This is a genomic window from Enterococcus sp. AZ088, from assembly GCF_051714845.1.
GTDB lineage: Bacteria > Bacillota > Bacilli > Lactobacillales > Enterococcaceae > Enterococcus > Enterococcus faecalis.
Genome location: NZ_JBIOSQ010000001.1, coordinates 2,674,311 through 2,692,239 on the forward strand (window position 1 = coordinate 2,674,311; position 17,929 = coordinate 2,692,239).

Consider the following 17,929-nt stretch of genomic DNA (forward strand, 5'->3'; position numbering starts at 1 on the left):
AAAAATTACTTTTTACGAATCAAATAGTATAACTCGTGTATTCAAAAAAGAGCGTTGCTGATGCAACGCTCTTTTTCGGGGTTTATTCTCCTTTTATCGCATTGTTACAAATTCTTCTGAGCCTGTTGGATGAATCGCAACAGTATTATCAAAATCTGCTTTGGTCGCGCCCATTTTAATAGCGACTGCAAAGCCTTGTAGCATTTCGTCAACACCGATGCCGATGCCATGCAAACCGACAATTTTTTCTTCTTTGCCGACACAAATTAATTTCATGTCGCATTTTTGACGGTATTCTCCTAAAGCAAAATACATTGGTGTAAAGCTAGAGCGATAGATTTTCACTTGGTCTTCACCATATTCTTCAAGCGCTGCTTTTTCCGTCAAGCCAATTGTCGCAACTGGTGGATGGGTAAAGACCACCGTTGGTACCAAGTTATAATCCAAATATAAATCGGTTTGTCCGTTAAATAAGCGTTCAGACAGGCGCCGACCAGCGGCAATTGCGACTGGCGTTAAGTCGATTTTCCCAATGACATCGCCGACTGCGTAGATGCCATTTTGCGTGGTATTTTGGAATTTATCTACTTTGACGTAGCCTTTTTCATCAAGGGCTACTTTCGTATTTTCTAAGCCTAATTGATCCGTGTTCGGCTGACGGCCTGTCCCGAAAATCACGGCATCTGTCGTGATTGATTCACCATTTTCAAATGTAATAACGTACTCATTCTGCGCCGTTTTTTCAATTTTAGCTGGTGTTGCATTCGGATGAATTTGCATGCCCATTTCTTGATAGCGTTCTACGACTTTTTCAGAAAGCATGTCATCAAAGCTTCGTAATGGTCGTTCATGACGGAAGGCCCAATGTGTTTCTGCACCTAAGCCATGTAAGGTTCCTGCTAATTCGGCTGCGATGTACCCTGCACCCACAAAGACCACACGTTTTGGCATTTCTTCTAACGCAAAGAAGCCGTTTGAATCTAAGGCATATTCTTCTCCTGGAATACCTAGTTTTTTCGGACGACCACCTGTCGCGATTAAAATGTGTGGCGCCGTATATTCTGTTCCATTGACTTCAATTGTTTGCTCCCCAGTAAACGTAGCGTAACCATGGATACGTTCAATGTTGTTACTGTCTAAACCACGATTATACGCACCATGTAAGAAGTCAATATATTTTTCACGATTTTCAACTAATTGTTTAAAGCTAAAATTTTTGATTTCAACATCAAACCCGTAGCCTGCTGTGTCTCTTTCCATCATTTCCATCATGCTGCTGGCTTGCCACATGACTTTTTTAGGCACACAACCAACGTTGACACAGGTCCCACCAATTTCGTTGCCCTCAATTAAAAGGACGTTGGCTCCGTGCATTCCTGCGCGGTTAGCAGAAGCAATCCCGCCACTACCGCCACCAATAACAATATAATCATAGGTTTTCATTTATTCTGGCTCCCTTTCAATTTGAACTTTCTCCCTTATTATCGCAAAAAATAGCAAAAAAAGACAGTCGTATTACTTACTTTTGTTTAGTTTTCTGCTGCTTCTGTTTTATTGATTCGTTCCGTAAAAGCACTGGGGGAAAGGAATTCAATCGTAGCATTGTCGAAGGGAATTCCTAAATCTTCTTTCGTTACGTTTGGATTCATTGTAATGACGTAAAGTTTTTTGCCTAAGGAAAGTGCAATCCCAATTTCTAAATAACTTAGTCGGTCAAAGTCACCATTAATAAAAACGTAGGTTGCTTCGTGAAGATACCGTTTTATCACTTCAATATCTGTAAACATTCCGGTTTGAACACAATCTGCTAAACCGAAGCCCACCCCCCCACAGCCATGCTCATCTTCAAACAGCTGAGGATCTACCAAAAGGTCCGTTTGAATATGAGGGTTTTGACCAATTTGGTAGGCGAATAATTTAGCCATAGTTATTCCTCCTTCTTTTTCTTTTACTATAGCACAAAAAGGAAACCCTCATATGCCAGAGGATTTCCTTTCTTTTAATACATGTTCCCAACCACTTTTACTCGTAAGCGGGTTGCATTTTCTGGATGATAGGCGAGTGGTGTTTCTTCCACCTCGACTAACTCGATTGTGCCAGGGACTGCACCCGCAAGTTCAGCTTGTTGGACGGCTTTTTCTTGGGCATCGGCCAATGCCGCGTCTCGTTGGATTTTTGAATAGACATAAATTTGTTCGTATTGTCCGCTAATCTGAGCGATAGAGGCACCGATGGCATTCGCCACTGCCCCGTTTTCGTTGCGAATTAGCGCTTTAACGCCTGTCAATTCTTCGGGGATGATAATACTCCCACCACCAACTAAAACGACCGTCACGTCTGCGGAACTGGTTTTCATGCGATCAATCGCTTCACTGACCAATTCGCCAATTTTTTGGTACACTTTTTCCGCAAACGCTTGGTCTAAATGAGCCACTTTACTAGGATCACCAACTTGGGCATGGCCTAAGCGAACCGCAATATCAGTGGTCGTTAATTGTGTGCCGCCAAAAACAAGGGCCTCTTGTGTAATACGGTAGCCGACACTATCGGGGCCAACTGTCACAGAACCATCTGGTTGTTCACGCACTAGACTGCCGCCGCCGACACCGATTGACACGATATCTGGCATTCTAAAATTGGTCCGTACTCCGCCAACATCAACGGCCAGTGAAGATTCTCTTGGAAAGCCATCCACTAACACGCCAATGTCTGACGTTGTGCCACCAACATCTAAAACAACCGCATCTTTCAAGCCGGCTAAGTAAGAAGCCCCACGAATACTATTGGTTGGTCCACAAGCAATGGTTAAAATAGGAAACTGTTTGGCATACGTTAACGACATTAACGTACCATCATTTTGACATAAGTACACTTGGGCGTGATGAATTTTTTCTTGTTCTAAGGCTTGTTCAAAGCCCTCGCTGGTCACTTTAATTACTTTGTGCAACGCAGCATTCAAAATTGTCGCATTTTCCCGTTCAATTAAACCGACAGACCCAATCATTGAGGAGCAAGATACAGGAACATCTGCCCCTAACACTTCCTTCGCAAGTGCTTGAACAAACAATTCTTGGTCATTTTTTAAAGAAGAAAAAACGCCAATTACTGCGATTGCCTCTACTTCTCCTCGCCAAGAGGCCAAAATCCCACGTAATTCTTCTTCGTCCAGTGCAGTCAATGGTTGTCCATCATATTCGTAGCCGCCATGTGCTAAAGCATACGTTTCTGAAAGAGTGGCCACTAAATCCTTGGGCCAAGCTGTGTAAGGCAAGACCGAAGCGGTTGCTGGATAGCCCAAACGAAGGACCCCAACTTTTGCTAATTTTTTTCGCTCAACAATGGCATTCGTACATTGGGTCGTGCCCAACATTGCATGTGTGACTTTGGTTGGGTCCACTGCTGATTCTGCCAAGACTTTATTTAAGGCACCGGCAATCCCTGTTTGAATATCATCGGTTGTTGGAACTTTCACTGAATGAATCAAGTTTAATTGATGATCTAAAATAACAGCATCTGTATTTGTGCCGCCGACATCGATACCGATTTTATACATTTATTTTTCCTCCTTCGCTACTAAGTTTTCTAGTGGTTGATAATCCATTTCGTAGCCGAAATACCGAGGACCCACTGTTTCGATACCTTTTTTCGTTCGCCAAGCGGCATTCGCTTTCAAGCCCATTACTTGGACACGTTTGCCGTATTTCAAGCTTTCTGTTGTCACAGGCGTTAAAGTTTCTAAATCTACCATACAAATCAAATCAGGCGTCATCGCAATCACCTGACCATCTTTCTCGGCAATTAAATTTTCATTTTGAAAATGGACGACTGCTTCTGAACCAGCATCACTGTTTAAGCCACTCAATTTGACACGTCCCAAATTGAAGCCACCTTTTACTTCTCGTTCCACATCTAGAATTTTTCCTTGGAACAATTCAAAGCCATCCGTAACTTCTACTAATGCTTGGCGTTTTTCTTGTTCATCTGCATAGGTACCTCGAATCACTTTGCCAATTTCTTCTGATAATGTCACGATGTTGTGAATACCATAGTCTTGTAATTGTTTGCCTGTCGCGGGATAAATACTCACTAAAGCACTGGCGCCCATTTCAACTGTTTGAACACGAGCAAGACGTTCTGTCCAAGTATTATCAATCGTTTCCATAATGCCAATATTTCCTTTTTCATCGGTAATTGCCATAGGGGTCGCTGACATCCCATTCAAATGGAACGTTACCATAGGCAATTCTGGAAAGGCCCGACCCATACCATCACAATCCACCAAGGGAATGCCTAGCTTCGCTGCAACAACAATTGGAATCATTGAATTGACGCCCCCAGCTTCCATTGGAAAGGTCCCCGCAATCGTTTCTTGGTCTAAATATTTTCCTAACTTCTCAAAGACACGGACGAATTCGTCGCCTTTGGGAAATTTTTCAATTGCGACAGATGGGGCACCCATCATTGCGGCAGGTAGGAAAAAATCCTCCGCAGCTATCTCTTCTGGAGAAACCAGTTTGACAGGTCCGTTTTCTTCGATGGCGGACAAAGCCATCATTTTACCAATATAGGGATCACCGCCACCTCCTGTCCCTAAAAAAGCTGCTCCTGTGGCTATATTCTCAATTGCTTCTGCATCTAAATAACGCATTCTCCGACACTCCTCTTCTTCATTCCATTTCTAATGATTCGGTGTTCGTCTGTTGACGTTTTGCACCGAAATAATAAATAACAAACGATAAAACAATGCCAATTAGCGGTTGGTTAGGCAATTGAGGGGCATTGGGAAAGAAACTCATAATCACCGGAATGCCCCCCACTGCAGCACCAATTAGCCATGAAAAAACACCTAATTTATTCACGCCAGGCGTTGGCTGCCATTTGGTTCGATCGCCTTTGTTAATCAACCAATAGGCAGCAATCATTACACCAGCCACTGGTGGCACCATCGCAGAAAGGACAGACATAATCGGCGTAAAGTAATTTAAGATCCCCACAACTGCTAATAAGGTTCCAATGGCGCCGGCCGCACCGACAGCGACTTTTTCTTTTTCTTTTGGAATATCAAAGACATTAATCAAGGCCAGTCCGCCAGAAAAAGCATTCACGGCATTCGTGGTCCAAGTTGCTAAAATTAGCGCAATAATTCCTAAAACTGGAAAACCGAGATTCATAAAAACTTCCGTGATATCTGCGGTGTTCGAAGCAATGGTCAAGACCGCACCAACGCCAATCATCAACAAGCCTGTCGGTAAAATCCCTAAGGTGGCCGCTTTAACCACATCTTTACGAGAAGAAACATACTGAGAGTAATCTCCAGCAATTACTGCGCCTAATGCAAAAGAACCGACAGTCATTGAAAGACCTGACATAAAGCTTCCTGCTGTTTGAGGTGTATATTGACTAACAGCTTCCCAACCGTTGTTTCTTAACGAAGCCACCAAGCCATAAAGACAAACCAGAACTAACACAGGAACCGCAAAATAATTCAGAATTTTCAATATTTTTATGCCATAAAGAGCCGAAATAAGCATGATAACTCCCCAGATTAAGGAAGAAAGCGACACAGGTAAATCAATGCCGTAAATTTTTAAAAAGTTCGTGAAAGCGCCGCCGCTGACATTGGCTTGCAAACCAAACCAACCTAAGCAAGCAATCGCTAGAATAATGGAAATAATCTTTTGCGAACCTTGAATGCCAAACACTTGAGAAGCGACTTTGACAGAAGGTTCTTGTAAGTCGGAACTTTGAATTCCTTGTAAAATCATTAAAATAACAATAATACCGTAACCAATAAATCCTGTTAACAAAGCTTCCCATAAAGGCATGCCTGCAACTAACGTTCCTCCAATAATTAATCCTGGCACGCTAATCATTGCGCCCGCCCAAACAAATGCTAAGCTAAGCCACGATTGTTGTTGCTCGTTTTTTAATTTCATTCTCATTCCTCCTTAATTATTTTTTCAATTATAACGAAAAATCAGTCATAGGTCTTTTTCAAATTGAAAAAAATATCAAGGAAGTTTTGGCTTAAAATAAAAAAGCAGACAATCGGCTACTGCCGATTGTCTGCTTTTTTCATTCATTCATTCGTGACCAAGCGATATAAGATCATCGCCAAATAGACTTCATAGGCTTCGGCGGCGTTGGTCATATCATAGCCGAGCGCTTCATTAATTTTACTGATACGATATTTGACCGTATTTTTATGAACAAATAGGCGTTCTCCGCATTCTTTAAAATCACTACTTGCATCTAGTAAAAACGTCCCTAATGTCATTAACTGTTCTGATTCTTTTAAGAGAGGTTGGATAACTGCTAAGCGTTGTTGGATTGCTTCTTCTCCTGCTTGGAGATACGTCATCATTTGTTGAACTGTACGAATTTCTGCGATTGATAACACTTTTCTTTGTGGATAGACACGCTTTAAAAACGGCGCGACTTGATTAGCAGTTTGGTAGCTGACACGCACTTCAGTCGTGTTACGAACTTTCGGACAAAGGATGATTTCACCTAAATAGTCCTGATAGTCTGTGGCTTGCAAGTATTCTTTACTAATCGTGGCTTCAGGCTGTTTGTGTAAATAATTACCTAAGAGAACAATCAGGTAATTTTCTGTTTGCTGGACAATCGTTGTTTGGTAATAGTAACGTAGGAAATCTTTCAAATCTTGCTGAATAGCGTGGATTTCTTGTCCTTGTTGCCAAATAGGCAAAAGCCACATCGTTTCGACAGAAGAAATATCAATCATTAATTTTTTGGCTAATTGGTACATCTTATCACTTTCATCGTTAATGATTGCTTGGACTAAGGCATACTCACTGACTTCGTCATAGTTTTTCCCCCATAAATTCAGAGCCATCTGAACGACTTCCACCGCTTGATTCATCTCAAAAGAGGTTAACTGCTCTTCTTCTCGAATGAAGTAAAGCTTCAATGTTTGTCCATCTTTCTGAGGAAGTTTTTGCGAGGTAATGAAGTAGGTCGTTTCTCCTAGCGCTACTTTCTCTTGTGATTGATAAAGTAACTTGGTTAAGGGTAATTTCGTGCTTCGCGGCCAATTGATGGTGCTGATGATTTCATTGGTATAGGTGGTTAACGCAATGTTGACTTTTAAAAAATCGGATAGGATTTTCAAGGTCATTTCCACACTGCGGTTTTGTTCAGGCAAAAGGGAAACTTTTTCCAAGAGGTCCGTTGCAAAAGAAGCCATTTTATTTTTATTGACTAACAATTTCATGACTTCATAAATGACTTCGTTGTAGCGTAATGTGGGATCATTTTTAGGCATTTGGATTAAAATAAAACCTAAAGAATCCGCTAATTGAATCACTTCCTCTGCAACTTTCGGTACGATAATCCCAACGTAGTACAAGATTAGGCCTACTTCGCCTAATTCATGGAGATGCCGAATCGTTTCACATTGCTTCACCACATCATGACGAATGGCACAAAATGAACCAATCAAAATTTCGCCAGCATGGTATTCATTTGTTTTGTGAAGTTTTTCCGAAAACAAAGACATATCAGAGACTTCTAAAAAAGAAAGAGAAGCAACAGATGTGTCCAATTGGTTTTTACCAGAAAGTACCGTTGCTTCTCGCAAAGACGGTAATTTTAATAAATCATTCACGCGGACACTCATAATTACTCCTCCTTTTGGCTGGTTTATTTTTTCTTACGAATCATATCGCCGACTGCAACAGGTTGCGTCACTTCCATTGTTAATAACATCATGGGATTAGGTGCCCGATCGATCGCTTCACCGTCTTCATTATACATCTCTTTAACGGTTTGGTGGAAATGGGTAAACCCGGGACCATAAAATTCAATTTCATCGCCGACACTGAAAAGGTTCCGTTGACGAATTGTCGCGACTTGCGTCTTTTCGTTGTACGCAATCACTTCGCCAACAAATTTATATTGTGGAATTTTACGACGTTCGCCGAATAATTGTTCATTTTCACTTGGTGTATTGTAATAAAAACCAGTTGCTAATTCACGTTGTGCTACTTTCCATAATTCATCAATCCACTCTTGTTGGCAGACATAGTTTTCAGGATCTTCCATGTAAGAATCGACGGCTTTTTTATACACATTAGCGACTGTCGAAACATAGTGAATGGATTTCATGCGGCCTTCAATTTTAAAACTATCGACACCATTTTCAATTAATTCTGGAATATGTTCAATCATAGACATATCTACGGCGCTCATTGAAAACTCTTCTTCAACTTCCCCTTCACTGGTTTTGCTCCGACGTTCTGTCCCAAAAGGCATATCAAATAACTCGTATTTCCAACGACAAGATTGAGAGCAACCGCCACGATTGGCATCCCGCATCGACATATGGTTGGATAAAGTACAACGACCTGAATAAGAAATACACATTGCTCCATGAATAAAGGCTTCAATTTCAATGTCCGTATTTTCACGAATCGCTGCAACTTCCTCCATTGAAACTTCGCGCGCTAAAACCACACGTTCTAAGCCTTCATTTTTCCAAAATTCTAATGTTTCATAATTAGTTGCTGAAGCTTGTGTCGATAAATGGATAGGTAAACCTGGTGCTTCTGTCGCACAAATTTCGATTAAAGCTGGATCGGAAACAATCACAGCTGAAATTCCGATGTCTCGCAATTCTCTGAAAAACGCTCCTGCCCCTTCCTGGTTTCCTTCATGAGTGACCATATTGGCAGCGACATAAACTTTCGCATTATGTTCGCGGGCAAAGGCTACGCCTTCCGCCATTTCTTCTGGCGTGAAATTTCCTGCGCGGCTACGCAGACCGTAGGCATTCCCTCCGATATAAACGGCATCGGCACCGTAACGAATTGCGACTTTTAGTTTTTCTAGCGTCCCGGCTGGAGCCAACACCTCGGGACGCTTCAATGTTCGTTCTGTCATTACTTTCATGTTCTTCTTCCCCTTAAATGAATCAATTTATTTTATTGCATCGGCACTTAAATCAAAGAAACCATTGTCTAAGCCACGACCTGTTGGATGTAATTTTTCAATTTCAGCTGTTGCATGAGCTGCTTGATCTTCTGACCAAGTTCCCGCTTCAAGTGCTGCTTTCGCTTCAGCAAATAAGCGAGCAATCGCGACAAAATTTTCACCTGGCGTGTAAAGGCCATCGAGCTTCCATGTACGATAGTGATGGTCATACAAGTTTGTTAACTCATTCATCAAGTTCACATCGTTATTGGCAAAAATATGCGTACCATGACTATCTTCATAAATGGAATAGTGGGTTTCTGGTTTTTTGGGTTCAGAAATAAACAGCCCTTCGTCTTTCGTAACCCCTTTGTCGTTCTTTGTGTAATTGTAGTAATTTTGAATTAATGGGCGTTTCGATTGATGAATACAGGTCGCCCCATAGACAAGAATTTCAGCTGGAACTGCTAAGTTTTCTTCCATTGCGACCATTTCTTCAAAAGGTACTTCCCGAGCTAGGACAGCTCCGATGGCTCCTCGTTTACTCCAAAAATTGATTTGACGTGAGCTCGTTACTAAGGTTTCGCCATCATAAACGTAAGGAATTTCTAATCCATCTCGTTGCATAATAAACACAATCCCTGGATCACCCAAAGTAATTTTATCGACGTTGATTTCTTTTAAAAATGTCAGATACTCTGGGACTAATTTCATTTTTTCAGGGTGCATAATGCCATTTACTGCAACTAGCACTTGTTTGCCCATTTCATGTGCACGTTTCACAATCTCGCGTTGTTCATCTCGTGTAAAAGATACGGGCAAACGCAACCCGAATGTTTCTTCTCCAATATATAATGTATCCACACCTGTTGCGAGTAATTCTACAGCCTGCTCAACAGATTCTGCAGTTGCAATCAGTTCAATCATAAATATAGCCTCCTTCTTTATGACCGTTTAATAGTATCATACGTTCACAAACTTTAAAAGAGCCTATCTGTATTAAACGTACATTTTTCACAATGTTTCCGAAAAAAATTTTGGTAGAAAAGCGCCAACCGCTTACCTACCAAATGCTCTTTTTTTAATTACTGGTCATCTGTTCTTTGGTCACTCGTTCAAGTGGTATTTTCGTTCATAAAACGTTACTACAACGGTGAATAGCCACGCTGCCGCTAAGCCTAACAAGCTGCCTAAAACAATCCCCAAAAAGCGGAATTGAATCAACGTTATCACGTACTGCTGACGAACGAGCAATGAAAGCATCAGAGCCATAGGCGTTGTGAAAAATTGCGCCAATCCATAATTACGACGAATAAAATACTCAACGGTCACAAATAAGATTGTAATCACGACAATCGATTCAAAAGTTGTCAAAGCTAAATTAAGCAGAAAAGCGGAAATAACCAATCCAATCGTTGTGCCAAAAATTCGCTGAATATTTCGCTGCTTAATCGCACGTAAATTGTCTCCTTGTAAAATGGATGCACAGGAAACGACTAACCAATACGGATTCTGTAAATGTAAACTTTCGCTGATATATACAGCAAAAAATAAGACAAAGCTATAATATATGCTATCTAATGGCGCTTCTGGATGCCGATAAATTCGTTCCCGTAATGATCGCTTAGCTAGCGGGGCACTGATTTCCTTCTCTGTAAAATGCAACACTAGTGCAAACAAAATGGAAAAGCCAATGCCTAATAACATACAGCCACTCATGAACGGAATTTTTGCTAACGGAATACTCGTACTGGCACCCATCGCTGTCACCATCACACCAAAGAAGGCCCCTGGTTTTGAAATATCGTAGACTTCAAAGAAAAAGCGGCCACCAAAACCGACCAGTGCAACAACAATGGGAATGAGCCATGCAATATGGGTCGATAACATGCCTAACAAATTTCCTAAAAAAAGGTAACTACCGACCACAGATAAACGAGTCATTAACTGTTTTAATGGTAACGGCTGATAATATAAAAAAGTAAAAATACCTAACGAGCCAAAGCTTGAAATCAATAATTGATGATTGATATAGCCCAAAAAAAGAATGCTGAACATAACCAAGCCAGCAAACACTAGTCGAAAAGGATTATCCTTTGGACGCTGATAATGTAGTAATTCTCGAAAAAAAGATTGTTCCATTCCATCACCCCTCCTTATTAACGTAGCACAGAAAAATCAATCTGGCAATTCTCAAAAAGAAATCGCCACTGGAAAATAGAAAAGCCTGGCATAAAAACCCTAAATGGTTTTTGTACCAGACTTCGCATCTCATCTATACAGTTTGTAATTCTTTCGCTTCTGTCTTTGGTGCTTTTGGTGCCCGCACATTTAACGTGATTTTGCCTTTGCTAGCGCCTAAAGTTACTTTATCCCCTAACTGAATTTGACCAGAAAGAAGGGCTTCACTTAAACGATCTTCCACTTCTTTTTGCAAGGCCCGACGAATTGGACGTGCGCCATATTCTGGATCAAACCCGACTTTACCAATAACTTCAATTGCAGCTGGTGTGATTTTCACTTTAACCTCTTGTTCGGCCATCCGTTTCACGACAGATTGACTCATAATTTTCACGATTTCATGAATTTCCTCTTGTTTCAAGGAATGGAATACAACCGTTTCATCAATTCGGTTTAAGAATTCTGGACGGAAGGCTTTTTTCAATTCTTCCATGATTCGTTTTTGCATTAATTCATGATTTTTAGAAATGTCTTTCACATTGAAGCCGACATGTTTTTCTTCACGAATCGCTGTTGCTCCTAAGTTGGAGGTCATGATTAAAATCGTGTTACGGAAATCGACTTTTCGTCCTTTGGCATCCGTTAAATGGCCATCATCTAAGACTTGTAATAAAATATTAAAGACATCTGGATGGGCTTTTTCTACTTCATCTAGCAAAATAACGGAATAAGGACGTTGACGAATTTTTTCAGTTAGTTGGCCGCCTTCTTCGTAGCCGACATAACCTGGAGGAGAACCGATTAAACGGCTAGTACTGTATTTTTCCATAAACTCAGACATGTCCACGCGAATCAAAGCTTCTTCGCTGCCAAACATCGCTTCGGCTAAGGCTTTGGCAAGTTCTGTTTTCCCAACCCCAGTTGGTCCTAAGAACATGAAGGAACCAATCGGTCTTGCTGGGTCTTTCAAGCCACTACGCGCACGACGGATAGCGCGTGAAACAGCTTCAACTGCTTCATTTTGGCCAACGACCCGTTGATGTAAAATGGTTTCTAATTCCATCAATCGTTCGCTTTCTTTCTTCTCTAGCTGCTGCAAAGGAACGCCTGTCCATTGTGAAACAACCCCAGCCACGTCTTCTTCTGTTACTTGTGTACTGTAACCAGACAGACTTTTTTCTTTCACTGCAATCAATTCTTCTAGTTTTTCCATCACTTGTTTTTCTTTTTGACGAATCCGAGCAGCACTTTCAAATGATTGGTTTTGAATGGCCTCTTCTTTTTCCGTAATTAATTGAGAAATTTCGGTACGCAATTCATTAATTTCTGAAGGTTGATCTGCCTTATCTAAACGAACTTTTGCTGCAGATTCGTCCATTAAATCAATTGCTTTATCTGGTAATTGGCGGTCATTTAAATAGCGAATCGATAATTGAACCGCTGCATGTAGAGCTTCATCTGTAATTTCTACGCCATGATGTTTTTCATAGCGTGAACGCAAGCCTTTTAGAATTTCTTCTGCTTCTTCTGGCGTTGGTTCTGCTACTTGAATACGGGCAAAACGACGTTCCAAAGCGGCATCTTTTTCAATATATTTTTGGTATTCATCCAGAGTTGTCGCACCAATTGTTTGCAACTCGCCACGTGCTAAAGCAGGTTTTAAAATATTTGAAGCATCAATCGCCCCTTCTGCACCGCCAGCACCGATCAAGGTATGCAATTCGTCGATAAATAAAATGACTTGTCCATCTTGATAGATTTCATCGACAACTTTTTTCAAGCGATCTTCGAACTCACCTCGATATTTGGTTCCAGCAACCAAGGCACCCATGTCTAGCATCATTAAACGTTTGCCTTGCATATCTTCAGGGACTTCCCGGTTGACAATTTTCTGGGCTAACCCTTCTGCTATCGCTGTTTTCCCAACACCTGGTTCACCGACTAAGACAGGATTGTTTTTGGTACGGCGACTCAAAATTTGGATCAAACGACGGACTTCGGTCCCGCGACCAACTACTGGATCCAAGCTTTGTTCTCGTGCTAACTTGGTTAAATCTCTTGCTAAAGAATCCAATGTTGGCGTCCCTTGTGGCGCATTTTTATTTTGACCATTCCGACGACGTTGTGCGCCATTGGGTTCGGAAACGCCCATTTTTTTCAATAATAATTGACGCATTTTGGATAAGCTTAATCCTAAATTCACTAAAATTCTAGACGCTAAAATTTCTTCGTCTCTTAACAAGCCTAATAATAAATGCTCAGTACCAATCTTTTGAGCCCCTAAGCGCTTCGCTTCATCTCCAGCATAGGCAAAGATTTGTTTGGCTCTTGGTGAATAAGGTAAGTATAAGTTGTTATTCCCCATTGGACTTTGCATGGTGCCATAGCCACTTAAATGCTCAATTTCTTCACGGATGTCTTCTGTGTCAGTATTCAATTGTCGTAATGTTTTTCCGGCAATCCCATTCGGTTCTAAAACGAGTGCTAATAATAAATGCTCAGAACCGACGGATTGATGACGAAAATACTTCGCTTCTTCTTGGGCAATCGCCAGTACGGCTTTCGCACTTTCTGTAAATAGTTCATCCATAGTTATTCCTCCTCATAGCTCAAGCGCTCTAAAAATGAACGCATTATTTGAGCTCTTAGAAAATCTTCGTGATTCCCCAGACCATTTAATGTGCTTTTACTTAAAGCAGCTAGCATTAAATTGCCTTCCTTTTTCGTAATCACTTCTTCTTCATACAATGTTTGAATAAATGTTAGCGCATCTTTTTCTGTTAAGGTTGCGCCAATCAATTGATCCATTTGTTTTAGTAATTGATCGTTATCTGAAATTTGTACTTTGACAATGCGAATATAGCCGCCTCCACCACGTTTACTTTCAACTGCGTAGCCTCGTTGGATGGTAAAACGTGTATTAATTACATAGTTAATTTGTGAAGGAACGCAATTAAATAAATTAGCCATTTCCGCCCGACGGATTTCAATTTTATTACTTTCTTCTAAAATCTTTTTTAAATAAGCCTCGATTAAATCTGACGTATTTTGATTACTCATAGTCTTCCATCCTTCTTCTCTCTTGACTAATATTGACCATTATTATATCGAACTTTGCCTATTAAATAAAGAGGAACGCTTTGACTTTAATAAAAAAATGCAAAACAGGAGGAGTAACCTCAGTCAAACTGACTTAAGTTCCCCTCCTAAAAATGAAAATATGTTATTGAATTACAGGCAGACAATGGCTCCGCCTTAATGTCTCACAAAAGCGTTTCTTCGCCGTAGGCTTGATCCAAGGCTTGTTGAATATCTTCGATAATAGATGTTGGCTCTTCCAAACCAACGTACATGCGAATGTGCGCTGGCGACAAGCCTCTTTTCTGAACAGCCGTCAAGTTATTGCCTTTGAATACAGGCAAGGCCAAACTTTCAAAGCCACCCCAACTGACCCCAATTGTGACCAGCGTCAATGCGTTCACAAATGTTTTCAAACGTTCAAAATCGGTATCTTTTAAATCAATCGCAAACAAGGAGCCATAACCTGTTAAATATTTTTCTGCTAACGCTTGTTGTTGTTGATTTCCTACAAAAGGATGATATAAGCGACTGATTCGCGGATCCTTTTGCAAAGCCGACAGCACCGTTTGGATGGCTTGAGACTGATGCGCCAACCGAACGGGCATGGTACGAATACCTCGTAACGCTAACCAAGAATTGAAGGGACTATTGACTGCGCCTAATGCTTGATGACCATGTTCAAAAATTTGATCTACAAGCGCTGCTTTGCCAATGACAGCCCCTGCTACAATATCCGAATGACCACCAATATATTTGGAACAAGAATGAATCACCAGGTCCACATTATGGCATAAAGGATGCTGAAATAACGGTGACGCCCACGTATTATCAATGACAGTGTATGCGCCGATTTTTTGTGCTAACGCAGTTATTTTTTCTAAATCTAGCAGTTCAAACTTTTGTGAGGACGGACTTTCAAAGTAAATGACTTTGGTGTTTTCCTGAACAAATTGAAAAAGTTCTTCTGTTTCTGCAACGTCTACCTTGGTCAAGGATACGCCAAATTTCTCTAAATATTGCACAAACGAAACAGATTCTCCATAAATTGTATTGACCATTAAAACATGATCACCTTGTTGGAGCAACGTAAACAGCGTTGCCGAAATAGCGCCCATTCCTGAGGCAAAAACTTTACATTTTTCTCCACGTTCCAAACGAGCAATTTTTTTCTCTAAAATTTCTGTTGTGGGGTTGGTGCCACGTGTGTAAACATAATTATTTTTTTCATCTATACTCGCCGCCATAAATTCTTCGTAAGTTGGAAAATAAAAGGAAGAGGTTTGAACCAACTCGGGCACCATCGGATGATACATTTTTTCCATTCCTTTTTCCACTTCACAGCAAATATTTTCATCATTCTCAACATGCATTTCCTTCACTCCTCTTTCTCTACAATGTTTCTGGTACTTCATGGGCTTCTTCTTTTTGATATTGTCGATCTAAGGCTTTTACAAATGGATAATAAATAACGACACTAGCGGCAACAGCTAAAACTTGCGTCACTGCACCTTGCCATTTTCCCACTAAAAAGCCCGAAAACAGAAAGGGCGTAGCCCATGGTGCTTGAATGTTTGTAAACATTGGCATGAACCCAATTTTCATTGACAGAAAGGCAATCAAGACCGATACAATCGGCGCGACCGCAATCGGAATCAATAATAAAGGGTTAAAAATAACTGGGAGTCCAAAAATCAAGGGTTCATTAATGTTGAAAAATGCTGGAACAAACGAAATTTTCGACATGGCTTTCATTCTAGATGAATGTCCGACGATGGCCATTGCAATAGCCAAGCCAATCGTGCAACCAGCGCCTCCAATTGTGGCAAATTGATCGAGCATTTGGACCGTGCCAAAGTTGCCACTTTGAGCAGTTAATTGTCCTAATTCCGCTAAGCTTTGGTTTTTGTCTGCATTCGCATATAAAATAGGATATAACATGGAATTGATGACAGTTGGATGAATCCCAAACCACCAGAACAATCCATTTAAGCCAGCCACAATAATAATTGCAAAAGGGGTTCCGATTAAACCTTGCAGTGGCGCTTGAATCACCGCATAAATTAATTGCGGGAAGGAATCCGCAAACGAAAGCCCAATCCCATTAATCAATAAAGCCACCGCTACCACAAAAATCCCAGGAATCAATGCACTAAAAGCTTGGCTCACCATAGAAGGCACGCTGTCAGGCATTTTGATGACTAATTTTTTCTTAATACAGAAACGAGTCAACTCAACCGAAAGAATTGACATAATAATGGCCGTAATCACCCCTTGCGTTCCTAACCAATCAAACGATAAAACTTTCGTCACAACTTCGCCTGATTCAGTGGTCACCGTTTTCGGTAAAACGACTACGTAAGCGACAATTCCTAAAATTAATGAAGTTAAACGGTCCATTTCGTAACTTTCCGCCAATTTATAGGACATCGTCCCAGCAAAAATAATTCCCATCATGTTGAAAGTTGCTCGATAAGCTGGTGAAATCATATCCGCCCAACCTGCACCGAAAATTCCAGCCATAAAATCGCCATACCCTGCTACTGGAAAATCTGTAATCAACATAAAAATCGATCCAATAATTGTTAACGGCATAATTGCAAAAAAACCATTTCTTAAGGCTTGAAAATAACGTAAACTTGTAATCCTTGAAACTTTAGGCACTACGGTTTGCTCCACCCAGTTTGTTAACTTATCCATTTCACTTCTCTCCTTAATCCTTTGTGATATCCTCATCATAAAGAAACCGCTTTCTGATGTAAATACAACTAACTGATTCTGTAACTATGTTTCATAATTCATACGCTTAAGGTATACTGAAAGCGAAACAAAGTACCACAGAGAGGTGAACCCATTGAATCTAATCGAATGTTTAGAACAAAAAGAACGCTATACATATAACGAAGGGCTAATTATTGATTTTATTTTATCTCATACTGAACGAGTCCTGCATATGTCGATTTATGAACTAGCAGAAGCCACCAACTCTTCAACCTCCACGATTGTTCGTTTGTGTAAAAAAACAGATACTAGCGGTTTCAAAGAATTTAAAATCCGCTTGTCCCGCGACTTAGAAATTCACTACCAGGCAATTCGGAATGTTGATGCGAATATGCCTTTTTTAGCTCAAGATTCTGATTTACTAATTGCCAAGAAAATTGCGCAGTTAACGACTGAAACCGTTCAATCCACTCAACAGTTATTAACCGAGGCCATGTTAAATAAAAGCATTGATTTACTTTTAACCGCTGAAAATATTTTAGCAGTGGGTGTCAGTAACTCCTACATTCGCTTAACGGATTTTCAAACAAAGTTATTACGCATTCAGCTATTTATCCATTTAATCCCTTATCAAGCTGAACAATTTTATTTAGCCATCAATGCCACCAAAAATGACGTAGCCATCCTCGTCTCTTACAGTGGTAACACTGCAGAAATCGTAAATGAAGCACGGATTTTTGCAGAAGGAGGCACCCCGATTATTGCCATTACTTCAGACTTGAACAGCCAATTAGCTAAATACGCCACAGTGATTTTGCCCATTCCTAACGTTGAACATGCAGATTTCAAAGTCTCGACCTTCTCCTCTCAACTAGCCATCGAATATATTCTCAATGTCCTTTATTCCTGTATTTTTAGTCGCAATTTCGATAAGAACTACACATCACAAAAAAATACACCTACTTCGATACTTAAATTTTAAACAAAACAAAAAAACAGTACTGATGATCAGTAC

14 protein-coding genes are annotated in these 17,929 nt (G+C 40.6%); 1 reads left to right on the plus strand and 13 read right to left on the minus strand.

Going from position 1 to position 17,929, the window contains the following annotated elements:
* Positions 1-93: 93 nt before the first annotated feature.
* The 13 genes from gor to IGL17_RS12920 form a co-directional block, all read right to left on the minus strand.
* Entirely contained in the window at positions 94-1,443 is a 1,350-nt protein-coding gene (gene gor / locus IGL17_RS12860) for a glutathione-disulfide reductase (protein ID WP_002354732.1), read from the minus strand.
* A gap of 86 nt (positions 1,444-1,529) precedes the next feature.
* Positions 1,530-1,925, minus strand: coding sequence for a hypothetical protein (locus tag IGL17_RS12865; RefSeq protein WP_071646846.1), 396 nt, complete (start codon positions 1,923-1,925; stop codon positions 1,530-1,532).
* A 74-nt stretch (positions 1,926-1,999) separates the two neighbouring features.
* Positions 2,000-3,553 (minus strand): hydantoinase/oxoprolinase N-terminal domain-containing protein, encoded by a 1,554-nt coding sequence (locus IGL17_RS12870; RefSeq protein ID WP_002365445.1) that lies wholly within the window; start codon positions 3,551-3,553, stop codon positions 2,000-2,002.
* A complete protein-coding gene (locus IGL17_RS12875; protein WP_010820367.1) occupies positions 3,554-4,648 on the minus strand; it encodes a DUF917 domain-containing protein in 1,095 nt (364 codons plus the stop codon).
* Between the two features lie 19 nt (positions 4,649-4,667).
* Entirely contained in the window at positions 4,668-5,942 is a 1,275-nt protein-coding gene (locus IGL17_RS12880; protein WP_002358943.1) for a cytosine permease, read from the minus strand.
* Between the two features lie 137 nt (positions 5,943-6,079).
* On the minus strand, positions 6,080-7,642 hold the full coding sequence (locus IGL17_RS12885) for a PucR family transcriptional regulator (RefSeq protein WP_016617993.1): 1,563 nt from the start codon (positions 7,640-7,642) through the stop codon (positions 6,080-6,082).
* 23 nt (positions 7,643-7,665) lie between these two features.
* Positions 7,666-8,913, minus strand: a complete 1,248-nt coding sequence (locus IGL17_RS12890) for a peptidase U32 family protein (protein ID WP_002368523.1) — start codon at positions 8,911-8,913, stop codon at positions 7,666-7,668.
* Positions 8,914-8,940: 27 nt separating this feature from the next.
* The gene (locus IGL17_RS12895; RefSeq protein WP_002354722.1) at positions 8,941-9,861 is read right to left on the minus strand and encodes a peptidase U32 family protein; all 921 of its coding nucleotides are present in this window, start codon (positions 9,859-9,861) and stop codon (positions 8,941-8,943) included.
* Between the two features lie 180 nt (positions 9,862-10,041).
* The gene (locus IGL17_RS12900; RefSeq protein ID WP_002354721.1) at positions 10,042-11,076 is read right to left on the minus strand and encodes an FUSC family protein; all 1,035 of its coding nucleotides are present in this window, start codon (positions 11,074-11,076) and stop codon (positions 10,042-10,044) included.
* Positions 11,077-11,209: 133 nt separating this feature from the next.
* Positions 11,210-13,705, minus strand: a complete 2,496-nt coding sequence (locus IGL17_RS12905; protein WP_002378875.1) for an ATP-dependent Clp protease ATP-binding subunit — start codon at positions 13,703-13,705, stop codon at positions 11,210-11,212.
* A 2-nt stretch (positions 13,706-13,707) separates the two neighbouring features.
* Complete coding sequence (locus IGL17_RS12910; protein WP_002354715.1) at positions 13,708-14,175, minus strand: CtsR family transcriptional regulator; 468 nt, start codon at positions 14,173-14,175, stop codon at positions 13,708-13,710.
* Positions 14,176-14,378: 203 nt separating this feature from the next.
* The gene (locus tag IGL17_RS12915) at positions 14,379-15,608 is read right to left on the minus strand and encodes an aminotransferase class I/II-fold pyridoxal phosphate-dependent enzyme (protein WP_016617996.1); all 1,230 of its coding nucleotides are present in this window, start codon (positions 15,606-15,608) and stop codon (positions 14,379-14,381) included.
* Positions 15,586-16,893, minus strand: coding sequence for a PTS sugar transporter subunit IIC (locus IGL17_RS12920; protein ID WP_033624256.1), 1,308 nt, complete (start codon positions 16,891-16,893; stop codon positions 15,586-15,588). The genes IGL17_RS12915 and IGL17_RS12920 overlap by 23 nt, the downstream gene beginning before the upstream one ends.
* Positions 16,894-17,038: 145 nt before the next feature.
* Between IGL17_RS12920 and IGL17_RS12925 the strand changes: the two genes are divergently transcribed.
* Complete coding sequence (locus IGL17_RS12925) at positions 17,039-17,896, plus strand: MurR/RpiR family transcriptional regulator (protein ID WP_016617997.1); 858 nt, start codon at positions 17,039-17,041, stop codon at positions 17,894-17,896.
* The last annotated feature ends 33 nt before the right edge of the window (positions 17,897-17,929 follow it).

What these genes read in the sequence shown, in the direction of transcription:
- gor (WP_002354732.1), bottom strand. Translation starts at nt 1,443, where the DNA reads ATGAAAACCTATGATTATATTGTTATTGGTGGCGGTAGTGGCGGGATT.
- IGL17_RS12905 (WP_002378875.1), bottom strand. Translation starts at nt 13,705, where the DNA reads ATGGATGAACTATTTACAGAAAGTGCGAAAGCCGTACTGGCGATTGCC.
- IGL17_RS12875 (WP_010820367.1), bottom strand. Translation starts at nt 4,648, where the DNA reads ATGCGTTATTTAGATGCAGAAGCAATTGAGAATATAGCCACAGGAGCA.
- IGL17_RS12890 (WP_002368523.1), bottom strand. Translation starts at nt 8,913, where the DNA reads ATGAAAGTAATGACAGAACGAACATTGAAGCGTCCCGAGGTGTTGGCT.
- IGL17_RS12910 (WP_002354715.1), bottom strand. Translation starts at nt 14,175, where the DNA reads ATGAGTAATCAAAATACGTCAGATTTAATCGAGGCTTATTTAAAAAAG.
- IGL17_RS12880 (WP_002358943.1), bottom strand. Translation starts at nt 5,942, where the DNA reads ATGAGAATGAAATTAAAAAACGAGCAACAACAATCGTGGCTTAGCTTA.
- IGL17_RS12885 (WP_016617993.1), bottom strand. Translation starts at nt 7,642, where the DNA reads ATGAGTGTCCGCGTGAATGATTTATTAAAATTACCGTCTTTGCGAGAA.
- IGL17_RS12895 (WP_002354722.1), bottom strand. Translation starts at nt 9,861, where the DNA reads ATGATTGAACTGATTGCAACTGCAGAATCTGTTGAGCAGGCTGTAGAA.
- IGL17_RS12900 (WP_002354721.1), bottom strand. Translation starts at nt 11,076, where the DNA reads ATGGAACAATCTTTTTTTCGAGAATTACTACATTATCAGCGTCCAAAG.
- IGL17_RS12915 (WP_016617996.1), bottom strand. Translation starts at nt 15,608, where the DNA reads ATGAAGTACCAGAAACATTGTAGAGAAAGAGGAGTGAAGGAAATGCAT.
- IGL17_RS12870 (WP_002365445.1), bottom strand. Translation starts at nt 3,553, where the DNA reads ATGTATAAAATCGGTATCGATGTCGGCGGCACAAATACAGATGCTGTT.
- IGL17_RS12865 (WP_071646846.1), bottom strand. Translation starts at nt 1,925, where the DNA reads ATGGCTAAATTATTCGCCTACCAAATTGGTCAAAACCCTCATATTCAA.
- IGL17_RS12920 (WP_033624256.1), bottom strand. Translation starts at nt 16,893, where the DNA reads ATGGATAAGTTAACAAACTGGGTGGAGCAAACCGTAGTGCCTAAAGTT.